Source organism: Pelagerythrobacter marinus, from assembly GCF_034375205.1.
Taxonomy (GTDB): Bacteria; Pseudomonadota; Alphaproteobacteria; order Sphingomonadales; family Sphingomonadaceae; genus Pelagerythrobacter; species Pelagerythrobacter marinus.
This window is the reverse complement of sequence record NZ_CP139719.1, coordinates 1,841,083-1,866,245: the sequence shown is the minus strand read 5'-3', so window position 1 is coordinate 1,866,245 and position 25,163 is coordinate 1,841,083. Positions and strand designations below refer to the sequence as shown.

22 protein-coding genes and 2 riboswitches are annotated in these 25,163 nt (G+C 70.2%); of the genes, 14 read left to right on the top strand and 8 right to left on the bottom strand.

The genetic code is table 11. From position 1 onward, the window contains the following. Window position 1: 1 nt before the first annotated feature. The 4 genes from T8T98_RS09075 to T8T98_RS09060 all read right to left on the bottom strand — a co-directional run bounded on the left by T8T98_RS09075 (window position 2) and on the right by T8T98_RS09060 (window position 2,406). Entirely contained in the window at window positions 2-367 is a 366-nt protein-coding gene (locus T8T98_RS09075) for a DUF1428 domain-containing protein (protein ID WP_251105434.1), read from the bottom strand. Window positions 368-414: 47 nt separating this feature from the next. Then, on the bottom strand, window positions 415-1,131 hold the full coding sequence (locus T8T98_RS09070; protein ID WP_160733077.1) for a DUF1428 domain-containing protein: 717 nt from the start codon (window positions 1,129-1,131) through the stop codon (window positions 415-417). Further along, on the bottom strand, window positions 1,128-1,838 hold the full coding sequence (locus T8T98_RS09065) for a glutathione S-transferase family protein (protein WP_251105435.1): 711 nt from the start codon (window positions 1,836-1,838) through the stop codon (window positions 1,128-1,130). Before T8T98_RS09065 ends, T8T98_RS09070 begins: the two co-directional genes overlap by 4 nt. Before the next feature lie 133 nt (window positions 1,839-1,971). After that, window positions 1,972-2,406 carry a VOC family protein gene (locus T8T98_RS09060; RefSeq protein ID WP_251105436.1) on the bottom strand — a complete coding sequence of 145 codons (435 nt, stop codon included), beginning with the start codon at window positions 2,404-2,406 and terminating at the stop codon, window positions 1,972-1,974. A 71-nt stretch (window positions 2,407-2,477) separates the two neighbouring features. On the opposite strand from T8T98_RS09060, the gene T8T98_RS09055 reads away from it, so the two are divergent. From T8T98_RS09055 to T8T98_RS09045, 3 genes are all read left to right on the top strand, one after another. Next, window positions 2,478-3,188, top strand: a complete 711-nt coding sequence (locus T8T98_RS09055) for a winged helix-turn-helix transcriptional regulator (RefSeq protein ID WP_251105437.1) — start codon at window positions 2,478-2,480, stop codon at window positions 3,186-3,188. 102 nt (window positions 3,189-3,290) lie between these two features. After that, window positions 3,291-3,758, top strand: a complete 468-nt coding sequence (locus T8T98_RS09050; protein ID WP_160733073.1) for a hypothetical protein — start codon at window positions 3,291-3,293, stop codon at window positions 3,756-3,758. Beyond that, window positions 3,748-4,161 (top strand): hypothetical protein, encoded by a 414-nt coding sequence (locus T8T98_RS09045; RefSeq protein ID WP_251105438.1) that lies wholly within the window; start codon window positions 3,748-3,750, stop codon window positions 4,159-4,161. Before T8T98_RS09050 ends, T8T98_RS09045 begins: the two co-directional genes overlap by 11 nt. Before the next feature lie 99 nt (window positions 4,162-4,260). Here the strand turns inward: T8T98_RS09045 and metE are convergent, their stop codons facing one another. Further along, window positions 4,261-6,549: a 5-methyltetrahydropteroyltriglutamate--homocysteine S-methyltransferase gene (metE, locus tag T8T98_RS09040; RefSeq protein WP_251105439.1), complete on the bottom strand. Its 2,289-nt coding sequence runs from the start codon at window positions 6,547-6,549 to the stop codon at window positions 4,261-4,263. Window positions 6,550-6,903: 354 nt separating this feature from the next. Next, window positions 6,904-7,134, bottom strand: a riboswitch (cobalamin riboswitch). 129 nt (window positions 7,135-7,263) lie between these two features. Here metE and T8T98_RS09035 point away from each other — a divergent pair. Then, window positions 7,264-7,575, top strand: coding sequence for a PilZ domain-containing protein (locus T8T98_RS09035; RefSeq protein ID WP_251105440.1), 312 nt, complete (start codon window positions 7,264-7,266; stop codon window positions 7,573-7,575). On the opposite strand, the gene T8T98_RS09030 is transcribed toward T8T98_RS09035, so the two are convergent. Beyond that, the gene (locus T8T98_RS09030; RefSeq protein ID WP_251105441.1) at window positions 7,572-7,964 is read right to left on the bottom strand and encodes a metallopeptidase family protein; all 393 of its coding nucleotides are present in this window, start codon (window positions 7,962-7,964) and stop codon (window positions 7,572-7,574) included. The two genes, T8T98_RS09035 and T8T98_RS09030, sit on opposite strands and share 4 nt — an antisense overlap. 150 nt (window positions 7,965-8,114) lie before the next feature. On the opposite strand from T8T98_RS09030, the gene T8T98_RS09025 reads away from it, so the two are divergent. The 3 genes from T8T98_RS09025 to folE are packed head-to-tail and all read left to right on the top strand — an operon-like array spanning window position 8,115 to window position 10,771. Then, window positions 8,115-8,603, top strand: a complete 489-nt coding sequence (locus tag T8T98_RS09025) for a hemerythrin domain-containing protein (protein ID WP_160733068.1) — start codon at window positions 8,115-8,117, stop codon at window positions 8,601-8,603. Between the two features lie 15 nt (window positions 8,604-8,618). Next, on the top strand, window positions 8,619-10,166 hold the full coding sequence (locus T8T98_RS09020) for a phospholipase D-like domain-containing protein (RefSeq protein WP_251105442.1): 1,548 nt from the start codon (window positions 8,619-8,621) through the stop codon (window positions 10,164-10,166). Beyond that, complete coding sequence (gene folE / locus T8T98_RS09015; RefSeq protein WP_160733067.1) at window positions 10,163-10,771, top strand: GTP cyclohydrolase I FolE; 609 nt, start codon at window positions 10,163-10,165, stop codon at window positions 10,769-10,771. Before T8T98_RS09020 ends, folE begins: the two co-directional genes overlap by 4 nt. Here the strand turns inward: folE and T8T98_RS09010 are convergent. Next, on the bottom strand, window positions 10,752-11,585 hold the full coding sequence (locus tag T8T98_RS09010; protein ID WP_251105443.1) for an acyl-CoA thioesterase: 834 nt from the start codon (window positions 11,583-11,585) through the stop codon (window positions 10,752-10,754). The genes folE and T8T98_RS09010 overlap by 20 nt on opposite strands. A 109-nt stretch (window positions 11,586-11,694) precedes the next feature. Beyond that, window positions 11,695-11,888: riboswitch (cobalamin riboswitch) on the bottom strand. A gap of 42 nt (window positions 11,889-11,930) precedes the next feature. Then, window positions 11,931-12,410: a peroxiredoxin gene (locus T8T98_RS09005; protein ID WP_160733066.1), complete on the bottom strand. Its 480-nt coding sequence runs from the start codon at window positions 12,408-12,410 to the stop codon at window positions 11,931-11,933. Between the two features lie 186 nt (window positions 12,411-12,596). Here T8T98_RS09005 and ahcY point away from each other — a divergent pair, with 186 nt between their 5' ends. The 7 genes from ahcY (at window position 12,597) to addA (ending at window position 25,153) form a co-directional block, all read left to right on the top strand. After that, window positions 12,597-14,009, top strand: coding sequence for an adenosylhomocysteinase (ahcY, locus tag T8T98_RS09000; protein WP_251105444.1), 1,413 nt, complete (start codon window positions 12,597-12,599; stop codon window positions 14,007-14,009). Window positions 14,010-14,152: 143 nt separating this feature from the next. Beyond that, window positions 14,153-16,495, top strand: a complete 2,343-nt coding sequence (locus T8T98_RS08995) for a sensor histidine kinase (protein WP_251105445.1) — start codon at window positions 14,153-14,155, stop codon at window positions 16,493-16,495. Further along, window positions 16,492-16,941, top strand: a complete 450-nt coding sequence (tsaE, locus tag T8T98_RS08990; protein WP_251105446.1) for a tRNA (adenosine(37)-N6)-threonylcarbamoyltransferase complex ATPase subunit type 1 TsaE — start codon at window positions 16,492-16,494, stop codon at window positions 16,939-16,941. Before T8T98_RS08995 ends, tsaE begins: the two co-directional genes overlap by 4 nt. Continuing rightward, window positions 16,938-17,927 (top strand): aminoglycoside phosphotransferase family protein, encoded by a 990-nt coding sequence (locus T8T98_RS08985; protein ID WP_251105447.1) that lies wholly within the window; start codon window positions 16,938-16,940, stop codon window positions 17,925-17,927. The genes tsaE and T8T98_RS08985 overlap by 4 nt, the downstream gene beginning before the upstream one ends. Further along, window positions 17,924-18,640: a nucleotidyltransferase family protein gene (locus T8T98_RS08980; RefSeq protein ID WP_251105448.1), complete on the top strand. Its 717-nt coding sequence runs from the start codon at window positions 17,924-17,926 to the stop codon at window positions 18,638-18,640. The genes T8T98_RS08985 and T8T98_RS08980 overlap by 4 nt, the downstream gene beginning before the upstream one ends. Beyond that, complete coding sequence (gene addB, locus T8T98_RS08975; protein ID WP_251105449.1) at window positions 18,633-21,689, top strand: double-strand break repair protein AddB; 3,057 nt, start codon at window positions 18,633-18,635, stop codon at window positions 21,687-21,689. Before T8T98_RS08980 ends, addB begins: the two co-directional genes overlap by 8 nt. Further along, window positions 21,686-25,153, top strand: coding sequence for a double-strand break repair helicase AddA (gene addA, locus T8T98_RS08970; RefSeq protein ID WP_251105450.1), 3,468 nt, complete (start codon window positions 21,686-21,688; stop codon window positions 25,151-25,153). The genes addB and addA overlap by 4 nt, the downstream gene beginning before the upstream one ends. Window positions 25,154-25,163 lie beyond the last annotated feature (10 nt).

Here is a 25,163-nt window from a genome sequence, read left to right as displayed (position 1 = left end):
CTCAGGCCTCTTTCCACACGAGCGGCTCGAAACCGCCGTAGACCATGCGCTTGCCGTCGAACGGCATGTCGCTCCCGTCGCCGAAGAACGCCTCCATCCGCTCGTCCGCCATCATCTTGTCGTGGCTGGCGTCGGCGGTTTCCTTGTCGTCCCAGGTGACCCAGGAGAAAACGATCTTCTCGCCTTCGCGGCACTGGACCGCGCGGCGGAAATCGGTCGCCTCGCCGTCGGGCACGTCGACTTCCCAGCACTCGATCTGCGATTTCGCGCCGTAGTCCTTGACGATTTCCCAGAACTTCTCGGCCACCTCCTTGTAAGCGGCCTTGTTCGCTTCCGGCACGGCCAGGATGAATCCGTTCACGTACATCGCGCTTTCTCCTTTTTTGCGGGCCCGGCCGGCCGGTCGCGCGGCTCTCAGAGGTCCAGGATCGGGCGGAATCCGCCCCAGAACATGCGTTTCCCGTCGAAAGGCATGTGCTCGCCCGGCTGCATATCGGGATCGGCCATCAGCGCTTCCCATGCCTTGTCGCGGGTCTGCTTGTCGGGCCAGGCGATGTAGGAGAATACCACGTTTTCGCCGTCCTCCAGCCTGACCGCGCGGCGGAAATCGGTCGTCTCGCCTTCGGCCACGTCGTCGCCCCAGGCCTCGACCACGCGGACCGCGCCGGCATCGATGAACTTGCCGGCCATCTTGCGCGCCATTTCGCCATAGGCTTCCCGGTTCGCCGCGGGGACGGGGGTGAACATGCCGTCGAAATAGGCCGGCGCGCCATCGCCGCGCTCGTCCACGATCGCGGCGAACCCGCCGAAGATCATGCGCTTGCCATCGAACGGCATCGTTTCGCCGAGGGCGTGCATCCGCTCGTCGTTCACGATCCGCTCGTTCGCCGCGTCGCGGGCGGCCCGGTCCGGATATTCGAACCACGAGAAGACGGGCGTTTCCTCGTCGGTGGCGGCGACCGCGCGGTAGAAATCGGTCACCTCGCCGCGCGGCACGTCGTCGCCCCAGGCCTCGACCATGCGGGTGGCACCGAACTCGCTGAACAGGGGAAAGGCCTCGCGCGCGTGGGCGGCATAGGCATCTTCGTTCGCGGTCGGCACCGCGGCAACAAATCCTTCGAAATAGGTCATGCGATCTCTTCCTCTTGCTGGGCGGCGGCCCATTCGGCCGGCGGGGCGCCCGTGAAGCCGGCCATCTGGTCTTCCAGCGCGCGGCGATAGGCCGGCCGGGCCTCGCCCCGCGCGCGGTAGGCGGCGAGATTGGGGTAGCGCTCGAGCAGGTCCGCCAGCTCGCCGCTGACGAGCTGGAGCACGGCGATCATCGTCAGGTCGCCGACGCAGAAACGCCCTTCGAGCCACTCGTCGTCCCCCAGCCGGGCCGAAAGTTCGCCCAGGCGTTCGTCGATCCGTTCGCGGATCGCGGGCTTGCGCGGGGCGGACCAGGGCTTGTCGGCTTCGAACAGCGTGGCCATGGACCAGTCGCCGAGCGGCGGCTCGACGGTATTGAGCGCGGCGATCACCCATTGCGCCGCGCGGGCGCGGGCATTGTCGCCTTCGGGCAGGAGAGCGGGGGCCTGGTCCGCGATATGGAGCGCGATGGCCCCCGATTCGAACAGGGTGACCGCGCCGTCTTCGTAAGTCGGCAGCTGGCCGAACGGCTGGCGCCTGCGGTGCCGGGGCAGCTTCTGCGTCCCTTGGGGCAGGTACTCGACCCGGTAGTCGAGCCCGGCCTCTTCGAGCGCCCAGCGCACGCGAAGATCGCGCACCAGGCCGCGGGCGAAATCGGGCACCCAGTCGAAGGCGGTTACCGTAATCGCGGCATCGGGATTGAGGGGCATTGTCGATCCTTCTCGCTGGTGAAAGGACGGAGACGATCGCCTGCAGCCTTTTGGGGGAGGGCCTAGCAGGCGATCGCTCGGTCGCGTGGCGAGATGGCTCCGTTACAGAGCCATCCGCGGGTACTGCGGCGCGTCAGGCCGCCTCGGTGGGCATCGGTTCGCCCTGGTCCATTGCCGCCATGTCCATGAAGGTGTTTTCCCAGATATGGCCGTCGGGATCCTCGAAGCTGCGGCCGTACATGAAGCCGTGATCCTGCCGCGGCGTGGGATCGGCCCTGCCGCCGGCCGCGGCCGCGCGGGCGACGATCGCGTCGACATCGGCCGTGCTCTCCTGGCTCAGCGCCAGCAGGACCTGCGCCGTCGTCTGCGCGTCGGGGATCGTCTTGCTGGTGAAGGTTTTCCAGAAACCATGCGTCAGCAGCATGACATTGATCGCGTCGGACCAGACCATGCAGGCGGCATCGTCGTTGGTGAAGCGCGGTTCGTTGCGGAAGCCGACCGCTTCGTAGAACGCCTTCGAACGTTCGAGATCGGAAACGGGCAGGTTGATGAAGATCATTCGGTTCACGGTGTCATCTCCCGGTTCGGTGTCGAATCACTGCTTGCATTTTCTGGACCATTAAGTTACCAAAGGCAACCATGAAGTTACAAAAAGAAACCAAGGAAAATCAGGCAATTCACGGAAAGTGGTATCGCGATGCCTGCGGCACGGCCTTCGCGATGGAGCTGGTGGGCGAGCGCTGGTCGCTGCTGATCGTGCGCGAGTTGATGTTCGGCCCGCTGCGCTTTTCCGACATTCGCGCCAGCCTGCCGGGGATCAGCGCGAAAGTGCTGACCGAACGGCTCGCCTCGCTGGAAGAGGCGAGCGTGCTGGAGAAGCGCCAGCTTCCCCCGCCGGGCAAGGCGCAGGTCTATGAACTCACGCGCTGGGGTTACGCGGCCGAGCCGCTGATCCAGGAGGCCGGGCGCTGGGCCGCGCAGTCGAGCGCGCACGATCCGCGCCTGCCGCTGTCCGCGGTGTCGCTTATGCTTTCGCTGCGCACGATGGTGGACAAGGCGCGCGTGGGCGGGGTCGCCGGTGCCGTCGGCTTCGCGATCGGGGACGATCGCTTCGTCGCCGAGCCGCGCGAAGGCGAGCTGCCGATCCGTCGCGACCAGGCGGGCGGGGACGGCGCGGACGGGGTCGATGCCCTGTTCCGCGCGCCCGACGCCGCCGTCGTCGCGGCCGGGCTCTACGCGGGTGTGCCGTGGGAAGATCTCGAGCGCGATGCCGGGCTGGCGATCGAGGGGGATCGCGCGCTCGCGCTCGAATTCGCGTCGCTCTTCGCACTGCCGCCCAAGCTTGCCTGACGCCGCGCGCGGCCGCGCGGCCCGCCTGCAGATAGCCGTTGACCCGGCGTCCCGTTTCTCGCTAATGAAAATCACTCGCAACTAAGCAAGTGGGTGAACAGCATGGCATCGGGACGAGAGAGATTCGCGCAGGGGCTGATCGTGCGGCTGTTCCGCGCCTGGGCCGCCGCGCGCAGCGCCGGCCGCGGCGGGCTGCACCGAATGCGCGAGATCGTCGTACCGCTGGGCCTTCCGGACGAGACCGCGCCGGCCTGCGCCAGCCTGTTCGAACTGGTCGAGGCCCACCTGGGGCGGGCATTGCAGGCGGAGCGCAGCTGCAGCGCGCGGCTCTCGGCCGACGAGCGCGCGCTGCTCGGCATCGTGTCGCTGGCGCCCGCCCTGCACGGCGGGGCGACGATCCGGCAGGTCCCGCACGGGCTGCCGGGGGCGATCTGCTGGGCGGCGATGGTCGTGCGCCGCGCTTTCTCGATCGCCGAAGGCGCGGGCCTGCCCGCCGCGGCGGACGCGGGGCGCGGCGGGTGCCCGTTCGGCACGCGCGGCGTTGCGCGGGAGGCGCACCATGGCCTTTGACCTGGCGCAGCTGACACGCACGCCCGATCTCAGGACGGTCACCCCGCTCCACGCGCGGCTGGTCTGCGCGATGCGCTACACTCATGTCGCGCGGCGGGTGGGCGATTACTCGCATCGCCGGCTGGCGAGCCACCTCGGCTCCTTCTGCGCCGTGCACAGTTTCCACGTCTTCATGGACGAGGCCGGGCACGCCTGGCCCGAGCGGATCGTGCTGAACCCGCCGTGCCAGTCTGCCTTCAGCTACGACGAGATGCTGCTGGTCGATCTCCTGACCGCCGCGGCGCGGGGCGAGCGCGCGCGGTTCGACGATTTCGTGCGCGACATGATCGGCGCCGGCGCGCGCCACGCGATCTGGTCCGCCGCCCGCCGGCTCATGCGGCACATGGCGACCGGCGTCAGCTGACCCGCCGCGCGCCGGCCCGGTAGGGGAAGCGGCGAGGGCAGGGGTGGCCAGCACGCTGCCGCCCGCCCTGCGCCGCCCTTTCGCCTGCCGGCCCGGGCTTCAACCGGTTTCGGCGCGCACCAGCCGCGCGGCGGCGACCATGTTGGCCAGGGCCGGCTCGACATCTTCCCACCGGCGAGTCTTCAGCCCGCAATCGGGGTTGACCCACAGCTGCCCCGGGTCGAACGCGCCGCGCGCCTTCACCAGCAGCGCGCGCATTTCATCGGTCGAGGGGACGCGGGGCGAATGGATGTCGTAGACCCCGGGGCCGATCTGCGCGGGGTAGCGGCAGGTGGCGAAGGCATCGAGCAGTTCCATCTTCGAGCGCGCCGTCTCGATCGAGATCACGTCGGCATCCATCGCGCCGATCGCATCGATGATGTCGTTGAACTCCGAATAGCACATGTGGGTGTGGATCTGCGTCTCGGGCGCAGCGACCGCGGCGGCCAGGCGGAAGCACGCGACCGCCCAGTCGAGATAGTCGTTCCAGTCCGCGCGCCGCAGGGGCAGCCCTTCGCGCAGGGCGGCCTCGTCGATCTGGACGATCCGCGCGCCGGCCTTCTCCAGGTCGGCCACCTCGTCCCTGATCGCCAGCGCGATCTGGCGGCAGGTTTCGGCGCGCGGCTGGTCGTCGCGAACGAACGACCATTGCAGGATCGTGACCGGGCCGGTCAGCATTCCCTTCACCGGCCGTTCGGTCAGGCCCTGGGCATGGCGCCACCAGTCCACCGTCATCGCCCGGGGCCGTGCCACGTCGCCGTAGAGGATCGGCGGCCGCACGCAGCGCGAGCCGTAGCTCTGGACCCATCCGGCGCGGGTGAAGGCGAAGCCCGAGAGGCGTTCGCCGAAGTACTGGACCATGTCGTTGCGCTCGAACTCGCCGTGCACCAGAACGTCGAGGCCGAGGCTTTCCTGCCGGCGGATCGCCCGCTCGGTCTCGGCCCGCAGGAAGGCGTCGTAACCCGCCTGGTCGAGCGTGCCCTTGCGGTGCTCGGCGCGGGCCTTGCGGACCGCTTCGGTCTGGGGGAACGAGCCGATCGTCGTGGTCGGCAGCGAGGGAAGGCGCAGGCGCTCGCGCTGGCGCGCCAGCCGCCGCTCCACCGGCAGTGCGCGCCGGGTCCAGTCGGGCGCGACCTCGGCGACCCGCGCGCGCACCGCGGGATCGTTGGTCAGCGCGGAGCCGCGGCGCGCGGCGATGGCATCGGCATTGGCCGCCAGTTCGTCGGCGATGACGTAAGGGCCATGTTCGAGCCCGAGGCGCAGCAGCGCCAGTTCCTCCAGCTTCTGCACCGCGAAGGCGAGCCATTCGGCCACTTGGGGGTCGAGCTCGGTCTCGAGCGCCAGGTCGATCGGCGCGTGGAGCAGCGAGCAGGAAGGGGCAAGCTGGATCTCGCGCCGCGCCCGTGCCGCCGGGCCGAGCCGGTCGAGCAGGGCCGCCAGGTCGCATTTCCACACGTTGCGCCCGTCGATCGCCCCGGCCGAGACGACGAGGTCTTCGCGCGCGCCGTCGAGCACCGGTTCGAGCTGTTCGGGCGCGCGCACCAGATCGAGGTGAAGCCCGTCCACCGGCAGCGACAGGGCCAGTTCGCGGTTGTCCGCCAGCCCGCCGAAATATGTCGCCAGCATGATCCGCGGGCTATCGGGGCCGCACAGCGCGGCATAGGCGGTGCGCAGGGCCGCCCGCGCGCGCTCGTCGAGATCGAGGACCAGCGCCGGCTCGTCGATCTGGACCCATTGCGCGCCGGCCGCGCGCAGCCGCGACAGCAGCTCGCGATAGAGCGGCAGGATCGCGGGCAGCAGGGTGAGCGGATCGAAGCCCGCCTGGTTCGACTTCGCCAGCAGCAGCCAGGTCACCGGGCCGAGCAGCACCGGCCGGGTGCGGTGGCCGAGCGCCAGTGCCTCGGCGAATTCGCCCAGCGGCTTGGCGGCGCAGAGGGTGAAATCCTGGTCCGGCCCGACCTCGGGGACCATGAAGTGATAATTGGTGTCGAACCACTTGGTCATTTCCTGCGCAGGCAGGTCGCCGCCCTGATCGGAACGGGTGCCGCGCGCCATTGCGAAATAGACCGCCAGCGAATCCTGCGGCCCGAGCGCGCGATAGGGCGCGGGGATCGCGCCGAGCATGACGCTGGTGTCGAGCACCTGGTCGTAGAGCGAGAAATCGTTGCTGGGGATCACGTCGATCCCCGCGTCGCGCTGGCGCGCCCAGTTCGCGGCGCGCAGCCTGCGCGCGGTGTCGCGCAGCGCGCCCTCGTCGATCCGGCCGGCCCAGAAGGCTTCCAGCGCCTTCTTGAGCTCGCGGCGCGGGCCGATGCGGGGAAAGCCGAGATTGGCGGTCGTGACAGGCATGAATCGTCTCCTCCGGCCGCGCGCGTAGCCCCGGCCGTTGCTGGTGAAATAAAATCGATCGGTTGGTCGCTGGGGCGCGCGCCGCGTCAGGAAGACCCGGCGCGCCTGGTCATTCGGCCCGGCGGGAGCGTTCGGCCGGGCGGGGCCATCCGGAGGGGCAGGGTCCTGCGTGTCGGCAAGGTCGCGCGAACCGGCAGGGGCGCGATGGGGGAAATCGTCGTGGTCGGCATTGTCCGCGCACCTTTCGCATCGGGGGACGAAGGGCCGGTCGGCGGGCGCGCAGGGGGCGGCGCGGCGCACCCCGGGCAGGGGCGCCGCACCTTGCGCGTCCGCCGGAGGAACCCCCGTCCGGAGAACGTTATCGCGTCGCAGGCAGGTCTCCTGGCTCGCGGGTCGTCGCGCCGGCCCCGGCCTTCCCGGCCCTGCACGGGGCAGGTCCAGTGGCTTGGTGGGGCTGCCGCTCGCCGCTCACAGTTGCGGGGGCAGCGCCGGATTCCATTCGTGGAGGAATGTCACCGGCTTCCCGTCTTAGCCCCACCGCGCGGCACGGGCCGCGGGCGGGGAACCTCGACAGCGCGGACAAGAGCCGACGGGCATCGCCATGTCAAGCGCAATATAAAGAGTTCTTTATGTCTTGATGTCGGCATGTCTTGATGTCGGGTGCGGAACGAAATCGAGGTTGCCACCGCAGCGGGCAGGGCGCACAATCGGCGAATGTCCGAAAGGGATGGCGAAATTCGCCGCGAGGAACGGCACGGCGTAACGGTGGAAGGCCGTTACCGGACGGGTCGCGGCGTGCCCAAGGACATCCGCGTGCTCGACCTGTCCGAGCACGGCTGTCGTTTCTACGACAAGTTCGGATCGCTGACGGCCGGCACGCGCATTTCCATCCGTATCGGCCCGATCGGCCCGATCACCGCGGTCGTCCGCTGGTCGCAGGGGCAGACGGTGGGGGTGGAATTCGACGACCCGATCTACGGCCCGGTGCTCGACCACATTCGCAGCCAGCTGGCCGGCGAAGGTTAGGCCCCTTCGCCTTCCGTCCCGGGCCGACCATGCGCGTCGCCCGCGTTTTCTTCCAGCCAGTGCATTTCCTCGTCGGAAAAGCCGAAGTGGTGGCCGGCCTCGTGGATCACGACGTGGCGCACGAGGTCGCCGAAATCGACCCCGGTCTCGCGCCATTCGCGCACCAGCGGCTGGCGGAACAGGCTGATGACCGGGGGCAGGTCGCCCGGGTCCCAGATCGACTGTTCGTCCAGCGGGCGGCCTTCGTAGAGGCCGGTCAGGTCCCACTTGCTGCGAATGCCGACCGAATCGAGCTGTTCGCGGGTGGCAAACTCCTCCACCCGCACCACGACCGCGCGCATCGGCTCGCGGAATTCCTCCGGCAGGCCCGCGACGACGGCGCCGGCCATGCGTTCCATCTCCGCAGCGGAGGGCGGCTCGCGAAATCGCTCCATGCGCCGCATATGGGGCGGAGCGGCGCGATAGTCACCCCCGGGCGCGCGCGGAACAAAGCACCGGTTCGCCCATTCCATCCGGCAGGCAACAGGAGGAAACCGCCCATGGCCGCCGAGGCAATCTTCGCGCGACTGAAACAGGATCACGATCGCCACCGCGAGCTGCTCGACCGGCTGCTCGAAACCGAAGGCGAGAGCGAGGAACGCCGGCGGCTCTTCACCGAGCTGACCAAGGAGCTGAAGAGCCACGCCGCGGCCGAGGAGCAGGCGCTCTATTCGACAATGCTGCGCAAGCCCGACACGACCGACGAAACGCGCCATTCGGTGGCCGAGCATCACGAGATCGACGAGATGCTGAACGACCTAGCGGCCACCGACATGTCCTCCGGCGCCTGGCTGTCCAAGTTCAAGGAACTCGAGCACCGCTATCGCCATCACATCGACGAGGAAGAGGAAGACCACTTCCCCGATTTCGAGGATCACCTTACCCGGGAGGACGAGGAACACATGGAATCGGTGTTCGAACGCCGCAAGCGCGAGGAGAAGGCCGATGCCGAAGTCACGCCGGAGAAGCTGGAAGACGCCAAGGAATAAAGCGTCGGGGGCGGGGTGACAGCACGGGAAACGGAGGCGGCCGAACCGGAGTTCGACGACGAGCCGGAGGAGCCCGGCGTCTGGCGCTATGCCCATGCCGACCGGGCGAGCGTGATCGTCGACGCGGCCGATTATTTCGCGCTGATGCAGCAGGCGATGCTGAAGGCGCGCCACCGCATCTTCCTGGTCGGTTGGGATTTCGACACCCGCATCCACCTGGCCCTGGGCCGCAGGTGGTTTCACCGCATCCTGCGCCGCAACTATCCCCGCCGCCTGGGCAGTTTCCTGATGTGGCTCGCCCGCCATCGCGACGGGCTGGAAATCCGGGTGCTGAAATGGAGCCTTGGCCTGTTCCAGTTTTTCGCGCGCGGATACATGCTCGTGGACCTGGCGCGGATGGCCGCGCACAAGGGGATCACCTTCAAGTTCGATACCCACCACCCGGTCGGCTGTTCGCACCACCAGAAGATCGCCGTGATCGACGACAAGCTGGCCGTGTGCGGCGGCATCGACATGACGCAGGACCGGTGGGACACGCGCGATCACCTCGAGCGCGATCGCCGCCGCCGCCGGCCGCACGGCAGGCGCTATGGCCCGTGGCACGACGCGACGATGATGTTCGAGGGGGAAGCCGCCCGGGTCCTGGGCATCCTCAGCCGCGAACGGTGGGAGCGGGCCGGGGGCGAGAACCTCGACCAGGTGCCGATACCCGGCGAAAGCCTGTGGCCCGATGCCCTCGCGGTCCAGTTCGAGGACGTCGAGCTGGGCATTGCCCGCACCCGCGCCCGCTACGACGGGCTGGAACGGGTGTGCGAGATCGAGGAACTCCTGCTCGCGCAGATCGCCCGCGCGCGCCGGTTCATCTACAGCGAGAACCAGTATTTCACCTCGCGCCGCATCGCCGAGGCGATCGGAGAGCGGCTGAGCGAAGACGACCCGCCCGAAATCGTGATGGTCCAGCCCAAGACGGCCGAGGGCTGGCTGGAACAGCAGGCGATGGACCACGCCCGGGTGCGGATGATCGAATGCCTGGCGGAGTTCGACCACAAGGACCGTTTCCGCATCTACGTGCCCCATACCGGCGACACGCCGATCTACGTCCACGCCAAGGTGACGATCATCGACGACGAGATCCTGCGGATCGGCTCGGCCAACTTCAACAACCGATCGATGGGGCTCGACAGCGAATGCGACGTCTTCATCGATTGCCAGCGGCCGGCCAACGGCCACGTCGGCCCCGCGATCGCCGCGCTGCGCCATTCGCTGCTGGGCGAGCATTGCGGGCTCGAGGCGGAGGAGGTCGCCCGCCTGCTGGAGCGCGACCCGTCGATGCACCGCCTGATCGCCGAGCACGGCCAGGGGGAAGACCGTTCGCTGCGCGCCTACGACGTGCCGGACCTCAACGGGGTGGAAGATACCCTGGCCGAATCGGGCATGCTCGACCCCGAACGGCCGGACGAGATGTTCGAGCCGTTTGCCAAGGGCGGACTTTTCCGCAAGGGGAGCATGCTGCGGCGCGCCGCGCGCCGCGCGAAACGGACACGAAAGAGGATCGGATTATGAGCAGCCTGGTCGGGCCGGACGAAGACGTATCGCGGGGCAAGCCCCCCGTTCCCGACGAGGTGCAGGAGGCGATTCGCACGCTGATCCGCTGGGCCGGCGACGACCCGGAGCGCGAGGGGCTGCTCGACACGCCGAGCCGGGTCGCCCGCGCGTGGAAGGAGTATTGCCTCGGCTATGCCGAAGATCCCGCGATCCACCTCAGCCGCGTGTTCGAGGAAGTGGGCGGATACAACGAGATCGTCCTGCTCAAGGACATCCCCTTCCAGAGCCACTGCGAACACCACATGGCGCCGATCATCGGCAAGGCGGCGATCGCCTACCTGCCGACCGACCGCGTGGTCGGCATCTCGAAGCTCGCCCGCGTCCTCCACGGGTTCGCGCGCCGGCTCCAGGTGCAGGAACGGCTGACCGCCGAAGTGGCCGACTGCATCTGGGAACATCTCCAGCCCCAGGGCGTGGCGGTCGTGATCGAGGCGAGCCACAGCTGCATGACCGCGCGCGGCGTTCGCACCCCCGGGGTGACGATGACCACCAGCCGCATGATGGGCACGTTCCTCGACGACCCGCGCAGCCGCGAGGAAGTGCTCAAGCTGATGGGATACTGAACGGCAGCGGGCGGCCTTCGCGGTTCACGCTGACGAGGGTGAACAGCGCGCTCGCCGCGCACCGGCGTTCGCCCGTCAGCACGCCTTCCGACCACAGTTCCACCGCCACGCGGACCGAGCTGCGCCCGGTCATCTTCACCCGCGCCACCAGTTCCACGATGTCGCCTTCGACGATCGGTGCGACGAAATCGATCCGGTCGGAGGAGGCCATGACGAGCACCTGGCGCACGTGGCGGGTGGCGGCGATGAAGGCCGCCTTGCCCATCATCCGCAGCGCGTCGCCGCCATAGAGCGTGCCGTAATGGTTGGTCTGCCCCGGGAAGACCATGTCGAGGATGCGCAGCGGCGCCCCGCCATGGCCATCCACGTCCTCTTTCGCGTCGCCGTGCGCCCCGGGGGGCGCGGCGAGCGGGGGCAGGGGAAGGCGCGTGTCCGGCCCCTTGCGCGCGACCATCGCGAACCGTCCGCGCGTGCACAGCCGCCGTTCGCCGCTGACCGGCGCTTCGGCCACGAGCTCCACCTCGACGTCGAGCGAGGACGCCCCGACCCGCACGACGCGCCCGGTCACCTCGACCATGTCGCCTTCGTGCGCGGGCGCGGCGAAGTCGATCTTCTCCGATGCCGCGGTGACGAACGGCGCCCGGCCATGACGCGAAGCGGCGAGGAAGGCGACCTTGTCCATGTGCGCCAGGGCGACCCCGCCGAACAGCGTGCCGTGATGGTTGGTGTCGCCGGGAAACACCATGTCCACCAGGCGCACGGGCGGGCCGGGTTGGGCGGCCGGTTGTGCTGGCGTGATCTGCCCGGGTGTCATCGTCGTCGCCTCCTTCACATGGCGGCAATGCGTCGACCGGGCACGTGCAGCCGGCCGCGCGGGCGGGCGCTCCGGCTGCCAGCGACCCGACCGGACACCCCGCCGGTGGTTCGTTTGCAGCGCCCGGGCAGGTCTCCTGGCTTGCGGGTCGTCGCGATCGGCCTGGCCTTCCCGGGGTGGGCCCGGTGGCGCTTCGTCGGCCGTCGCTCTCCGCCTACAGTTGCGGGGGCAGCGCCGGATTCGGACCGGCTTCCCGTCTTCGCCCCGGCGCGCGGCCGGGGAACCTGGGCGCGTGTTTCGGTTCGGATCGGGCCGGCGCCACGGCCGGCCCGTCCCCCGTTGCGGTCAGAGCTGGCCGAGCATGTGCTCCGCGCTCGAGACCGAGAAATCGCCCGGCTGTTCGACGTTGAGTTCCTTCACCACGCCGTCTTCGACGATCATCGAATAGCGCTGACCCCGCTGGCCGAGGCCGAAACCGCTGCCGTCCATCGTCAGCCCGGTGGCCTGGGCGAACTCGCCGTTACCGTCGGCCAGCATGGTCACGTCCGACGAACCGGCCTGGTTGTTCCAGGCGCCCATGACGAAGGCGTCGTTGACCGCGGTGCAGGCGATCTCGTCGATGCCCTTGGCCTTCAGGTCGCCGGCCTTTTCGACATAGCCGGGCAGGTGGCGCGCCGAGCAGGTCGGGGTGAACGCGCCCGGCACCGAGAACAGCGCAACTTTCTTGCCCTTGAAGTATTCGCCCGCCTGGACTTTCTCGGGACCCTCGTCGGTCGCCTTCACCAGCGTCACATCGGGAATCCTGTCGCCAACCGAAATCGTCATCTCGCAATATCCTTTCGTCGTCCCGTCCGTTCGCGTGCCGATATAGAGCCTGCGGTGCGCGCGGCAACGGCAAAGGATATAAAGATCGCTTTATATTTGCTTCGCGACAGGGCCGTCGCTACATCCGCGGGCAGGAAAACGGGCGCGCCCTGCGCGCCGCCAGACAGCAGATTTCAGGAGAATTCCGTGGCCGACGCCAAGCAGGATTACATCGTCAAGGACATCAGCCTCGCCGATTACGGCCGCGACGAGATCGCGATCGCCGAAACCGAGATGCCCGGCCTGATGGCCCTGCGCGAGGAATATGGCGAGGCGCAGCCGCTGAAGGGCGCGCGCATCACCGGCTCGCTGCACATGACGATCCAGACCGCGGTGCTGATCGAAACGCTGACCGCGCTGGGCGCCGAGGTCCGCTGGGCGACCTGCAACATCTTCTCGACGCAGGATCACGCCGCCGCGGCGATGGCGGCCAACGGCGTGCCGGTCTTCGCGGTGAAGGGCGAAAGCCTGGCCGATTACTGGGACTACGTCGGCAAGATCTTCGACTGGTCGAGCGAGGACGATCCCGACTGCACGGCCAACATGATCCTCGACGACGGCGGCGATGCGACGATGTTCGCGCTCTGGGGCGCGCGGATCGAGGCGGGCGAGGAAATGCCCGCGCCGCAGAACGCCGAAGAGATCGAGATGCAGCGCGCGCTCAAGGCTTTCGTCAAGGCCAGGCCGGGCTATCTCACCAAGTCGGTCCAGGCGATCAAGGGCGTTTCCGAAGAAACGACCACCGGCGTCATGCGGCTGTACCAGATCGCCAAGCAGGGCAAGCTGCCGTTCCCGGCGATCAACGTGAACGACAGCGTCACGAAGTCGAAGTTCGACAATCTCTATGGCTGCAAGGAATCGCTGGTCGACGCGATCCGCCGGGCGACCGACGTCATGCTGGCGGGCAAGGTCGCCTGCGTGGCGGGCTACGGCGACGTGGGCAAGGGCTCGGCCGCTTCGCTGCGCGACGGCGGCGCGCGGGTGATGGTGACCGAGATCGACCCGATCTGCGCGCTCCAGGCGGCGATGGACGGGTTCGAAGTCGTGACGATGGAAGAAGCGGTCGGCCGCTGCGACATCTTCGTGACCGCGACCGGCAACGAGGACGTGATCACGGCCGAGCACATGAAGGCGATGAAGCACATGGCGATCGTGTGCAACATCGGCCACTTCGACAGCGAGATCCAGATTTCCGCGCTCGACAACTACACCTGGAAGGAAATCAAGCCGGGCACCGACCTGGTGACCTTCCCCGATGGCAAGTCGATCCTGGTCCTCGCCAAGGGCCGCCTCGTCAACCTCGGCTGCGCCACCGGCCACCCGAGCTTCGTGATGAGCTCCAGCTTCACCAACCAGACGCTGGCCCAGATCGAGCTGTTCACCAAGTCGGACGAATACCGCAACGAGGTCTACGTCCTGCCCAAGCACCTGGACGAGAAAGTCGCCGCGTTGCACCTGGAGAAGCTCGGCGTCACGCTGACCAGGCTGAGCCAGAAGCAGGCCGACTATATCGGCGTCCCGCAGGAAGGGCCGTTCAAGCCCGAGCACTACCGCTACTGACGCGCGCTGGCGCCCGGCGGCGAGCGGCGGGCATTCGCCCGGCCCCTGCCGCCGGGCCGCCCGCCGGGGCGGCCGGGAGCACCCGGGGCGAGCGCGGCAGGATTGGCGTTGCATCGCGGGCGCTTGCCGCATAGCTGACCGGCATGGACCTTTCCCCCACCGCGCTGGCGCTGATCGGGCTGCTGCTGGCAGCATGGACTGCCGGCGCCGCATGGCTGATGATCGCGGCGGCGGCCAAGGCGCGGGCGGCGGAAACGAGCCGCAAGGCGGCCCGCAGGCTCGCCCGGATGATCGACGAGGCGCCGGCGATCCCGCTGCTGGTCCGTGCCGACATGCGGATCGAGGCGTCCGAACGGCTGGCCGGCTGGTTCGGCCTCGACCGCCTGCCGGCCTATCTCAGCGAACTGTCGGGCAGCGGGGGCGAGGGCCTCTCGCGCGATCAGCTGGAAGACCTGACCCGGCACGTTCGCCGCGCGCAGAAGACCGCCGCACCGTTCCGCATGGCCCTGACCCCGCCGGGATCGCAGCGTAGCCTGGCCCTGCGTGGCGCGCTGGCCGACCCGCAGGTCTCGCCCGGCGGGGCGGCGCTGATCTGGGTGTTCGATTTCAGCGAGAGCGAAAGCGAACTGGCCCGCCTGCGCGAGGAGGCGGCGCGGGCGCAGGGCGATTTCGCCGCGCTCGTCGGCCTGATCGAGGCCGCGCCGATGCCGATGTGGTTCCGCGGCACCGACGCCCGGCTGCGGCTGGTCAACGGCGCCTATGTCGAGGCGGTCGGCGCGGCCAATGCCGCCGACGCGGTCGATCGGCAGCTCGAACTGGTCGAGCAGGTGGACGGTCTTTCCGCGGCGCAGGTGGCCCTGCAGTCGGCCGAGCACGACGCTCCGATAGAGCGGATCGTGACAGCGACCGTGGCCGGCGAGCGGCGCTCGCTGCGGGTCAGCGACCTGCCGCTGGGGCGCGAGGGCATTGCCGGATACGCGATCGATATCGAGGACATGGAGGAACTGGCCCGCGAATTCCGCGCCTTCCGCGAGGCGCAGCGTTCGATCCTCGACCAGCTTTCGGTCGGGGTCGCGCAGTTCGACGCGCGCCGCCGCCTGACGTTCGCCAACCAGCCGTTCCGGCGCATTTTCGGCGTCACCCCGGGCACGGTCGCCGCGGGTCTCGATTTCGAACGGTTCCTCAGCGATGCCCGCGATGCCGGGAAGACCCCGGTCGTGCGCGATTTTCCCGCCTGGCGGCGCGAACATGCCGAGTGGTTCAGCGCCGACGAGCCGCGCGAGGAAGCCTGGCCGCTGGCGGACAAGACCCACTTGCGCGTTGTCGGCAACCCGATGCCCGACGGGGGGCTGGTGCTGGTGGCGGAAGACCGGACCGAACAGCTCGCGCTATCTGCCACGCGCGACACCCTGCTGCGCACGCGCACGGCCACGTTCGACAGCCTGTTCGAAGCACTCGCCGTCTTCGCGCCCGACGGGCACCTGCAGCTGTGGAACCGCAGCTTCGCCGGGACCTGGGGGCTGGACCCGGACCTGATGGACCGGCACCCGGCCGCCGACCGCCTGATCGAGGCGCTGGCCCCCAATCTTGCCCGGCCGGCCCAGGCCAGGGCCGTGGGCGAGGTGATCCGCGCCGCCACGCTCGACCGCAAGGAAAAGGGCGGGCGCATACAGCTGGCGGACGGGCGCACGCTGGAATTCGCCGGCGTCCCGCTGCCCGATGGCAACGGCCTGCTGACCGTGCTCGACATCACCGACTCGGTGAAGGCGGAAGAGGCGCTGCGCGAACGCAACATGGCGCTGGAAGAGGCGGACCAGGTCAAGACGCGCTTCCTTGCGAACATGAGCTACGAATTCCGCACCCCGCTGACCTCGATCGGCGGCTTTGCCGAACTGCTCGACAGCGGAGCCGCGGGCGAGCTTTCGGAGCAGGGGAAGGACTATGTCCGCGCGATCCTCGATTCGGTCGCCCGCCTGACCGACCAGGTGGAGGACGTGCTCGACCTCTCGCAGAGCGAGGCGGGCCTGCTGCCGGTGACGAAGGAGCGGATCGCCCTGATGCCCTTCGTCACGCGGATCGTGCGCGAGCGCGAGCAGGCGATCCTTGCCGGCGGCCTCAATCTCGACCTGGAAGGCAGCTCGGTCGGCAAAGTCGATGCCGATCCGCGCCAGCTCGGCCGGGCGATCGGCCACCTGCTCGACAACGCGATCGCCGCGACCGACAAGGGCGGGCGGATCCTCGTCAACCTGACGCGCGAGCCGGACGGGGTGAAAGTGGTCATATCGGACAATGGCCGGGGGATGACCGCGGGTGAACTGGCCCATGCGCTCGATGGCCTGCGCAAGACCCGCGACGGCAGCGGGCTGGAGCGGCGGCAGGGGCTGGGCATTCCGCTGGCGCGCGAACTGGTCGAGGCGCAGGGCGGCACGCTCGACATCGCCTCGCGCAAGGGCGCCGGCACGACGGCGACGATCCGCCTGCCATGACCGGCCCGGCGACCCTGGACCTCCCCGATCTCGCGGCGATGGAGCGGCTGGGGCAGGCGATCGCGCGCCAGCTGCGGGCCGGCGACGTCGTCGCGCTCTCGGGCGGGCTGGGCGCGGGCAAGACCACGCTGGCCCGCGCGATCATCGCCGCGCTGGGCCACCGCGGCGAGGTTCCGTCGCCCACTTTCACGATCGTCGAGACCTACGATGCGCTGGACCCGCCGCTGGTCCATGCCGATTTCTATCGCCTCGACGATCCGGCGGAGGCGGAGGAGATCGGGCTCGACGATTACCGGGCAGGGGCCGCGCTGCTGGCCGAATGGCCGGAAAACGCCGGCGGTTTCGCGCACGAGGCGGGGTGCCTGTCGATCACTCTCGAAATCGCGGATAGCGGGCGCAAGGCGATTGTCGTGCCGGGCGACGATTGGCTAGGGCGCATGCCATGAATGCGCTGCCCGATGGCCTGATTCCCTTTCTCGACAATGCCGGCTGGCAAGGGGCGACGGTGGAGCCGCTCGAAGGCGATGCCTCCTTCCGCCGCTATTTCCGCGTCCGCCACGGCGATCGCCGGGCCATGCTGATGCATGCGCCGCCCCCGCACGAGGACCCGCGCCCGTTCCTCGACGTCGCGCACTGGCTGTCCGCCAATGGCCAGCGCGCGCCGGAAGTCCATGCCGAAGACGCCGCGGCGGGCTGGGTCCTGCTGGAGGATTTCGGCACGGACCGGATGCGCGACTGGCTCGAAGCCCACCCGGACGGGGAAGCCAACGCCTATGCCTGCGCGATCGACGCGCTGGTGGCGCTGCATCGCCTGCCGCCCGGTCCCTTCGCCCCCTACGACCTCGCCGCCTACCGCCGCGAACTGGCGCTGTTTACCGACTGGTACTGCCCGGCGATGGGGCTGGCGGTCGATCGCGAAGGCTATCTCGCCGCGTGGGACGAAGTCATGGCCCCCGTGCTCGATCGGCAGCGGCCGGGCGTCACGGTGCTGCGCGATTACCACGCGGAAAACATCATGCTGCTCGACCCCGCGCCCGACGGCAGCGGGCCGCAGGGGCTGATCGATTTCCAGGACGCGCTGGTCGGCCACCCGGCTTACGACCTCGTGTCCCTGCTTCAGGACGCACGGCGCGACGTTGCGCCCGAACTGGAGCGCGCGATGATCGAACGCTATGTCGCCGCCGCCGGGCCGGGGGATGGCTTCGCGGCCGACTACGCCCGGCTCGGCGCGCAGCGCAACGCGAAGATCGTCGGCATTTTCACCCGCCTGTGGAAGCGCGACGGCAAGGCGCGGTACCTCGCCATGATCCCGCGCGTGTGGGAGGCGCTGGAGCGCGACCTGGCCGATCCCGCCCTGGCCCCGGTCGCCCGCTGGTTCGATGACAACATCCCGCGCAATATCCGCGATACCTTCGGTGGAGAACTGATGTGAGCAGGCTCGCTTCGGATACGGCGATGGTCATGGCGGCGGGCCTGGGCAAGCGGATGCGCCCGCTGACCGCGAGCCAGCCGAAGCCGATGGTGCGCGTCGCCGGCAAGCCGCTAATCGATCATGCGCTCGACCGGCTGGCCGAGGCAGGGGTCGAACGCGCCGTGGTCAATGTCCATTACTATGCCGATGCGCTGGAAGCGCACCTGAAGGAACGCGCGCGCCCGGCGGTGACGATTTCCGACGAGCGCGCGGAACTGCTGGAAACAGGCGGGGGGATGAAGAAGGCCCTGCCGCATCTTCCCGATCCCTTCTTCTGCCTCAATTCCGACAACATATGGCTGGACGGGCCGCGCGACGCCTTCACCGACCTTTCCGAACGGTGGGACCCGGAACGGATGGACGCGCTGCTGCTGGTCGTGCCCCATGCCCGCGCGCGCAATTTCCGCGGGCTGGGCGACTTTCACATGGACCCGCACGGGCGGCTGAAACGCCGCCTGGCGGGGCGGGTGGCGCCCTTCATCTACACCGGGATCCAGCTCGTGTCGCACCGCCTCCTGCGCGATTCGCCGGAGGGGCGCTTCGGCACGATGGAACTGTGGGAGCGCGCGATCGCCGAGGGCCGATTGTTCGGGGCGAGCTTCACCGGCTGCTGGTACGAAGTGGGCACCCCGCAGGCCATCGCACCCACCGAAGAAGCGTTGCAGGGTGGCTGACCGGCCCGGCCCGGCCGTCTATTCGATCGCCGCGCACCGCGGCTTCGCCGATGCGCTGGTGGCGGGGCTGGTGCCGCGCTACGGCGAGGACGATCTCGGCCTCGCCCGCCTGACGCTCCTGCTGCCCAGCACCCGCGCAGTGCGCACGGTGACCGAGGCGTTCATCCGCCACTTCGGCGCCGAGGAGCGCGACGGAATGCTGATGCCGCGCATGGCGGCGGTCGGCGACCTCGACTTGGACGAGGCGATCGGGCCGCTGCTCGACCCGCTCGGCGCGAACGCGATCCCGCCCGCGGTGGAGCCGACGCGGCGCTGGCTGACCCTGGCCGAATTGCTCGACCGGGCGATGGACGCGCTGGGCCGCAACCCGCGCCCGTCACCCGCAGGGCGCCTGCGGCTGGTGCGCGAGATCGGCCAGACGATGGACCGGCTGCTGGTGGAAGGGATCGCCCCCGACGACCTCTGGGCCGAACCGGTGATGCAGGCCCTGGCCGAAGTCGCCGCGCACTGGAGCGAGAACACCAAGCTGTTCTACGCCGTCCAGGCGATGTGGCGCGCCGAGCTGGAAGACCTTGGTATGGTCGATGCGGCCACGCGGCGAAACATGCTGTTCGCGCGCGCCGCCCGCCAGTGGCGCGATGCGCCGCCCGCCACCCCGGTCGTCGCCGCCGGCGTGACCAGCGCCGCGCCCGAGCTGGCGCGGATGCTGCGGGTCATCTCCGAGCTGCCGCGCGGCGCGGTGATCCTGCCCGATCTCGACCTGGCGCTGGCGGACGAGGTCTGGGACGAGCTGGGCCGCGCCGGCCATGCGGACGAGGCGGGCGCGAGTCCCTTCGCGCGCGACGACGCGGTCACGCACCCGCAATACCATCTCAAGCTGCTGCTCAACCGCATGGGCGTGGCGCGCGGCGAAGTGCGTCCGTGGCACCGGCGCGGCATGGGCGCGGCGGAGCCCGAGCGCAGCCACGCGATCTCCAGCCTTTTCATGCCGCCGCAGGCGAGCACGCGCTGGGTCGACCTGCCGGCGGAGAAGCGCCGCATGGCCGGGGTGCGGATCATGGAAAGCGCCAACCCGGAAGAGGAAGCCCAGGCGATCGCCCTGCTGGTGCGCCGGGCGCTGGAAGGGGCGGAGCGGCGGATCGCCGTCGTCACGCCCGATCGCGGGCTGGCCGCGCGGGTCGCGGCCCACTTGCGCCGCTGGAACATCGAGGCGGACGATTCGGCCGGCCGCCCGCTGTCGCAAACCGCCGCCGGGCGTTTCCTCCTCCTCCTGGCCGAAGTCATGGCCGACGATGCCGCGCCGGTGCCGCTGATCGCCATGCTCGAACACCCGCTGGCGGGCGAGCCGTTCGGGCGGGCGGCCTGGCTCGACCATGCCCGCCAGCTCGAGCTGGAGTTGCGCGGGCCGCGCCCTGCGCCGGGCCTGGCCGCCCTGCGCGAGCGCATCGGGCGCCTGGCGCGCCGGACGGCGGGGATCGGCGACTGGTGGCAGGCGGTGGAAGCCGCGCTGGCCCCGCTGTTCGTGCGCGATGCCGCCGCCGGGGACGGGGCCGACGGCGAGGCACCCGCGCGCCCGCTGGGCGGGCATGTCGACCTGCTGGCCCGCGCGGCCGAGGCGATCTGCGGCGATCCGCTGTGGGCCGGGGCCGACGGGCGCGCGCTGTCGGCCTTTGTCGACGACTTGCGGCTGCACGGCAGCGAGGCCGGGCCGGCGCTCGCACCGGGCGACCTCCCGGCCGTGCTGCGCGAGGCGATGGACCAGGTCGCGGTGCGCCCGCCTTACGGCGGCCATCCGCGCGTTGCCATCTACGGCCTGCTCGAATCGCGCATGGCGCGGGCGGACCTCGTCATCTGCGGCGGGCTGAACGAAGGGGTCTGGCCGCCGCGGCCGGCGCCCGATCCGCTGCTCGCGCCGCCGGTCATGCGCGCGCTCGGCGTGCCGGGGGCCGATTTTCGCATAGGCCTTTCGGCGCACGACCTCGCCGCGGCCCTCGGCGCACCCGAAGTCGTGCTGAGCCGCGCGGCGCGCGACGAAGGGGGCCCGGCGATCCCTTCGCGCTTCCTCCTGCGGGTCAAGGCGCTGCTGGGCGATCGCCTGCTGGAGAGCCACCGCGAAAGCGCGGCGGTCGATCTCGCCCGCGCGATCGACGACACGCCCGGCCAGCCGCCGGTCTATCCACGCCCGGAACCGCGGCCCGACGCGTCGCAGCGCCAGGTCGATATCGCGGTGACCGCGCTCGATCGCCTGCTGGGCGATCCCTACCAGTTCTATGCCCGCGAGATACTGGCGCTGCGCAGCCTCGACCCGCTGGACGCCGATCCGTCGGCCGCGTGGCAGGGCACCGCGGCGCACGCGATTCTCGAACGCTGGCACCGGGCGCGGGCGGACGATCCCCGGGTGCGGCTGGCGCCTATCGCGGACGACGTGCTGGAGGAAATGAACATGCACCCGCTGATGCGGGGCCTCTGGCGGCCGCGGTTGCTCGCCGCGCTCGAATGGGTCGAGCGCGCGATCGGCGAGGACGGGGCGCGGCAGGCGATCGCGATCGAGCGCAAGGGCGAAATGACGGTCGAGGGAGTGCGGATTCACGGCCGCGCCGACCGGATAGACCGGCTGGCCGACGGAACGCTGGCGATCGTCGATTACAAGACCGGCAAGCCGCCGGGGTGGAAGATGGTGGAACAGGGTTTCGCCCTCCAGCTCGGGCTGATCGGCATGATGGCCCGCGCGGGCGGCATTGCCGATGTCGAGGGGGAGCCCGTGGTCTTCGAATACTGGTCGCTGGCGAAGAACCGCGCGGGCGGCTTCGGCTATGTCGAGACGCCGCTGCGGGTCGGCAGCAAGCGGACCGGGATCGAGCCGGATCGCTTCCTGCCCCTGACCGAGGCGAAGCTGCGCGAGGCGATCGGCGACTACATCCGCGGCGATGCGCCGTTCACCGCGCGCAAGAACCCCGATTATCCCGGCTATGCCGATTACGACCAGCTGATGCGGCTCGACGAATGGCAGGCCCGGGTGGACGACGACCCCGTGGGCGACGGGCGATGAGCGGCAAGGTCTATCCGCTCCATGGGCGGCAACGCGACGCGGTCGATCCGCGCGAATGCGTCTGGCTGTCCGCGTCGGCCGGGACCGGCAAGACGCAGGTCCTTTCCGCGCGCGTGCTGCGCCTGCTGTTGCAACCGGAAACCGATCCCTCGCAGATCCTGTGCCTGACCTTCACCAAGGCCGGGGCCGCGGAAATGGCCGTGCGCGTGAACGACGTGCTCGCCCGCTGGGTGCGGATGGACGCGGCCGCGCTGGCCGGCGAGCTGAAGGATATCGGCGCGCCCTTCGATCCCGCGACCCAGGCGCGCGCGCGGACCCTGTTCGCCAGCGTGCTCGACACCCCGGGCGGGGGGTTGCGGATCGACACGATCCACGCCTTCGCCCAGTGGCTCCTGGCGACGTTTCCGGAAGAAGCCCGGATCGCCCCGGGATCGCGGCCGATGGAGGACCGCGAGCGCGAGCTGCTCTCGCGCGAGGTCCTGGCCGAGATGCTCGCCGCGGCCGAGCGCGAAGGCGATGCGGCGACGCTCGAGGCGATCGCGCGGCTCAGCTGCGACAAGGGCACCGACGGGGTGCGCGCCTGGCTGATGCGCTGCGCCGGCGCGAGCGAGCTGTGGACCGGCCCTGGCGCGTGGCAGCCGCCGATGCGCCCGCGGGTCAACCGCCTGCTCGGGCTGGCCGCCGATGCGAGCCGGGACGATGCTGCCGCGCTCTGCGCCGACGAGGGTTTCGACATCGCCGCGCTGCGCGAATGCCTGGCGCACTACCGCGACTGGAAGGGCAAGCAGGGCGCGGCCGCGGTCGAGGCGATCGAGGGCTGGCTGGCGGCCCCGGCGGCCGGGCGGGCGGACACGGTCGACCGGCTGGCCGATGCGTTGTTCTTCAAGAACGGCAACCCGCGCCTGCCCAGGAACGCCGATGGAGCCTTCGCCGCGGCGAGCGAGCGGGCGGGGGCGGCGATTGCGCGGGTGCGCGAATTCGTCGGCCTCGTCGCGCTGGCCGAGGCGATGGCTCCCCAGCTGGAACTGGGGCGCAAGTTCGCGCTGCGGTGGGAAGAGGCCAAGGCGCGCGAGGGGCTGGTCGATTTCGACGACCAGATCCGGCGCGCGGCGGACCTGCTGGGTCGTTCGGACATGGCGGCCTGGATCCGCTACAAGCTGGACCGGCGTTTCGACCATGTCCTGATCGACGAGGCGCAGGACACCAACGCGGCGCAATGGGCGATCGTCTTTGCGCTGATCGACGATTTCTTCGCCGGCGAGGGCGCGCACGACGACAAGCTGCGCACGATCTTCACCGTCGGCGATTACAAGCAGGCGATCTTCCGGTTCCAGGGCACGAGCCCGGAGAATTTCGAGGCTGCGCGCGCCCGGGTCAGGGCGGCGATGGCAGCCGCGGCCGAGGGGGCGCGCGAGGCGCGCGACGCGGTGCCGATCCGCGAGCTGCGCGAATACGGGCTGGACGAATCGTTCCGTACCGGCGCGCCGGTGCTCGGCTTCGTCGATCGGGCGATCGCCGCGATCGGCCATCCGGAACTTGGCCTGGCCGAGCCTGCCGATCCGCATGTCGGGCGGTTCGACGCCGGACTGGTCACGCTCTGGCGCCCGGTATCGGGGGTGATCGAGCGCGAGGACGACGAGGGCGAGGAAGGCTGGCTCGCGCGGCACGACCGGCAGATGGCCGATCGCATCGCGCGCCAGGTGCGGACCTGGCTGGACGACGGCTTCACCCTGGCCAAGAACCATCCCCCGCGCGCCGCCGGGCCGGGCGACATCATGGTCCTGGTCCGCAAGCGCAAGGAACTGGCCGGCCTGATCGTGGCCCGCCTCCACGCCGCCGGCGTCCCGGTGGCGGGGGTCGATCGGCTGCGGCTGGGCGCGCCGCTGGGGGTGAAGGACCTGATGGCCGCGCTGCGCTTCGCCGCGCAGCCGCTCGACGACCTCAATCTCGCCAATCTCCTCGTTTCCCCGCTCGTCGGCTGGAGCCAGGATGACCTTCTGGCCTATGCACATCGCCCGCCGGGCGTACCGCTCTGGACCCACTTGCGCGCCGCGCGCGAGCCGCTGGTCGCGGCCACGCGCGAGGCGCTGGGCCAGCTGCTCGCCCGGGCCGACTACGAATTACCGCAGGCACTGCTGCGCTGGATCCTCGTCGGCCCCTGGCAGGGGCGGCGCAAGCTGGTCGCCCGGCTGGGGCGGGAGGCGAACGACCCGATCGACGAACTGCTCAATGCCGCCCATGCCTACAGCGCGGGCAGCGCCGCCAGCCTGCAGGGCTTCATCCGCTGGTTCGACGCCGGCGAGGGAGAGCTGAAGCGCGAGGCGGGCGAGGGCGGCAGCCAGGTGCGGGTGATGACGGCCCACGGATCGAAGGGGCTCCAGGCGCCGATCGTGATCCTTGCCGATGCGACCGGCGCGCCGCCGGGGGGCGGGGCGCTGTCGCTGGCGGAGAACCTGCCGGGCGCCGAGGAACCGCGGCAGGTCCCGATCCCGGCGCTTGCGCGCGAACAACGCCTGGGCCCCGTCGCTGCCGCGCACGACGCGGCGCTGGCCGAGGAAATGCGCGAGCACTGGCGCCTGCTCTACGTCGCGATGACGCGCGCGGAGGAGGCGCTGTTCATCGGCGGCTCGCTCGGCCCCCGCGACAAGGGGGAGCCGCATCCGGATAGCTGGTACGCCCGCCTCGCCCCCCTGTTCGAGGGGGAAGGGCTGGCCGACGACTTGTGGGGCGCGCGGTGGGAAATCGGCGCGCCCGCACCGCCACTGCGCCCGGAGGAGCCGGTGACCGAGAGCGCGCCGGCCGAACTGCCCGGCTGGGCCCGCCGCCCGGTCGGCCCGGAACCGCGCCCGCCGCGCCCGCTGGCCCCCTCGGCAGCGGGGGAAGACAGCGCGGCCGATCCCCCGCTTCCGCCCGACCGCCTGCGCGAAGCCGCGCTGCGCGGCACCCTGATCCACAAGCTGCTGGAGCGGTTGCCCGAAGTGGCGGTGGACCGGCGCGAAGCGCTCGGCCGTGCCTGGCTGGAGAAGCAGGGCGCAGCCCTGGACGCAGGTGCGCGCGACGAGATCCTGGCATCGGCCCTGGCGGTCATGGCCGATCCCGCCTTTGCCCATGTCTTCGGCGCGCAGGCCCTGGCCGAAGTGCCGCTGGCCGCGATCGTCGAGGGGCAGGTCGTCGCCGGCACGGTGGACCGTCTCCTGGTCGAACCGGAACGGGTGACGGTGGTGGACTTCAAGACGGCCCGCCGGCCGCCGGCATCGCTCGACCAGGTGCCGCGCGCCACGGTGCGGCAGATGGCGGCCTATGCGGCGGCGCTGGGGCGCATCTATCCCGGCCGCGCGATCGAGGCGGCCGTGCTCTATACCCAGACGCCGCAGCTGATCGCGATCCCGGCGGACATGCTGGCGGCGCAGAAAGCGGCCTTGTCGGTCGAGCAGGAAAGCTTTGACCCGCCGCCCGTTGAGTGAACCGACCCGC

Excerpts from the sequence above, each read along its gene's own strand:
- T8T98_RS09065 (WP_251105435.1), bottom strand. The coding sequence starts at position 1,838 with ATGCCCCTCAATCCCGATGCCGCGATTACGGTAACCGCCTTCGACTGG.
- T8T98_RS09025 (WP_160733068.1), top strand. The coding sequence starts at position 8,115 with ATGGCCGCCGAGGCAATCTTCGCGCGACTGAAACAGGATCACGATCGC.
- tsaE (WP_251105446.1), top strand. The coding sequence starts at position 16,492 with ATGACCGGCCCGGCGACCCTGGACCTCCCCGATCTCGCGGCGATGGAG.
- T8T98_RS09070 (WP_160733077.1), bottom strand. The coding sequence starts at position 1,131 with ATGACCTATTTCGAAGGATTTGTTGCCGCGGTGCCGACCGCGAACGAA.
- T8T98_RS09055 (WP_251105437.1), top strand. The coding sequence starts at position 2,478 with ATGAAGTTACAAAAAGAAACCAAGGAAAATCAGGCAATTCACGGAAAG.
- T8T98_RS09075 (WP_251105434.1), bottom strand. The coding sequence starts at position 367 with ATGTACGTGAACGGATTCATCCTGGCCGTGCCGGAAGCGAACAAGGCC.
- T8T98_RS09030 (WP_251105441.1), bottom strand. The coding sequence starts at position 7,964 with ATGGCCGGCGCCGTCGTCGCGGGCCTGCCGGAGGAATTCCGCGAGCCG.
- addA (WP_251105450.1), top strand. The coding sequence starts at position 21,686 with ATGAGCGGCAAGGTCTATCCGCTCCATGGGCGGCAACGCGACGCGGTC.
- T8T98_RS09045 (WP_251105438.1), top strand. The coding sequence starts at position 3,748 with ATGGCCTTTGACCTGGCGCAGCTGACACGCACGCCCGATCTCAGGACG.
- folE (WP_160733067.1), top strand. The coding sequence starts at position 10,163 with ATGAGCAGCCTGGTCGGGCCGGACGAAGACGTATCGCGGGGCAAGCCC.
- metE (WP_251105439.1), bottom strand. The coding sequence starts at position 6,549 with ATGCCTGTCACGACCGCCAATCTCGGCTTTCCCCGCATCGGCCCGCGC.
- T8T98_RS08995 (WP_251105445.1), top strand. The coding sequence starts at position 14,153 with ATGGACCTTTCCCCCACCGCGCTGGCGCTGATCGGGCTGCTGCTGGCA.
- T8T98_RS09035 (WP_251105440.1), top strand. The coding sequence starts at position 7,264 with ATGTCCGAAAGGGATGGCGAAATTCGCCGCGAGGAACGGCACGGCGTA.
- T8T98_RS08985 (WP_251105447.1), top strand. The coding sequence starts at position 16,938 with ATGAATGCGCTGCCCGATGGCCTGATTCCCTTTCTCGACAATGCCGGC.
- T8T98_RS09005 (WP_160733066.1), bottom strand. The coding sequence starts at position 12,410 with ATGACGATTTCGGTTGGCGACAGGATTCCCGATGTGACGCTGGTGAAG.
- T8T98_RS09050 (WP_160733073.1), top strand. The coding sequence starts at position 3,291 with ATGGCATCGGGACGAGAGAGATTCGCGCAGGGGCTGATCGTGCGGCTG.
- T8T98_RS09010 (WP_251105443.1), bottom strand. The coding sequence starts at position 11,585 with ATGACACCCGGGCAGATCACGCCAGCACAACCGGCCGCCCAACCCGGC.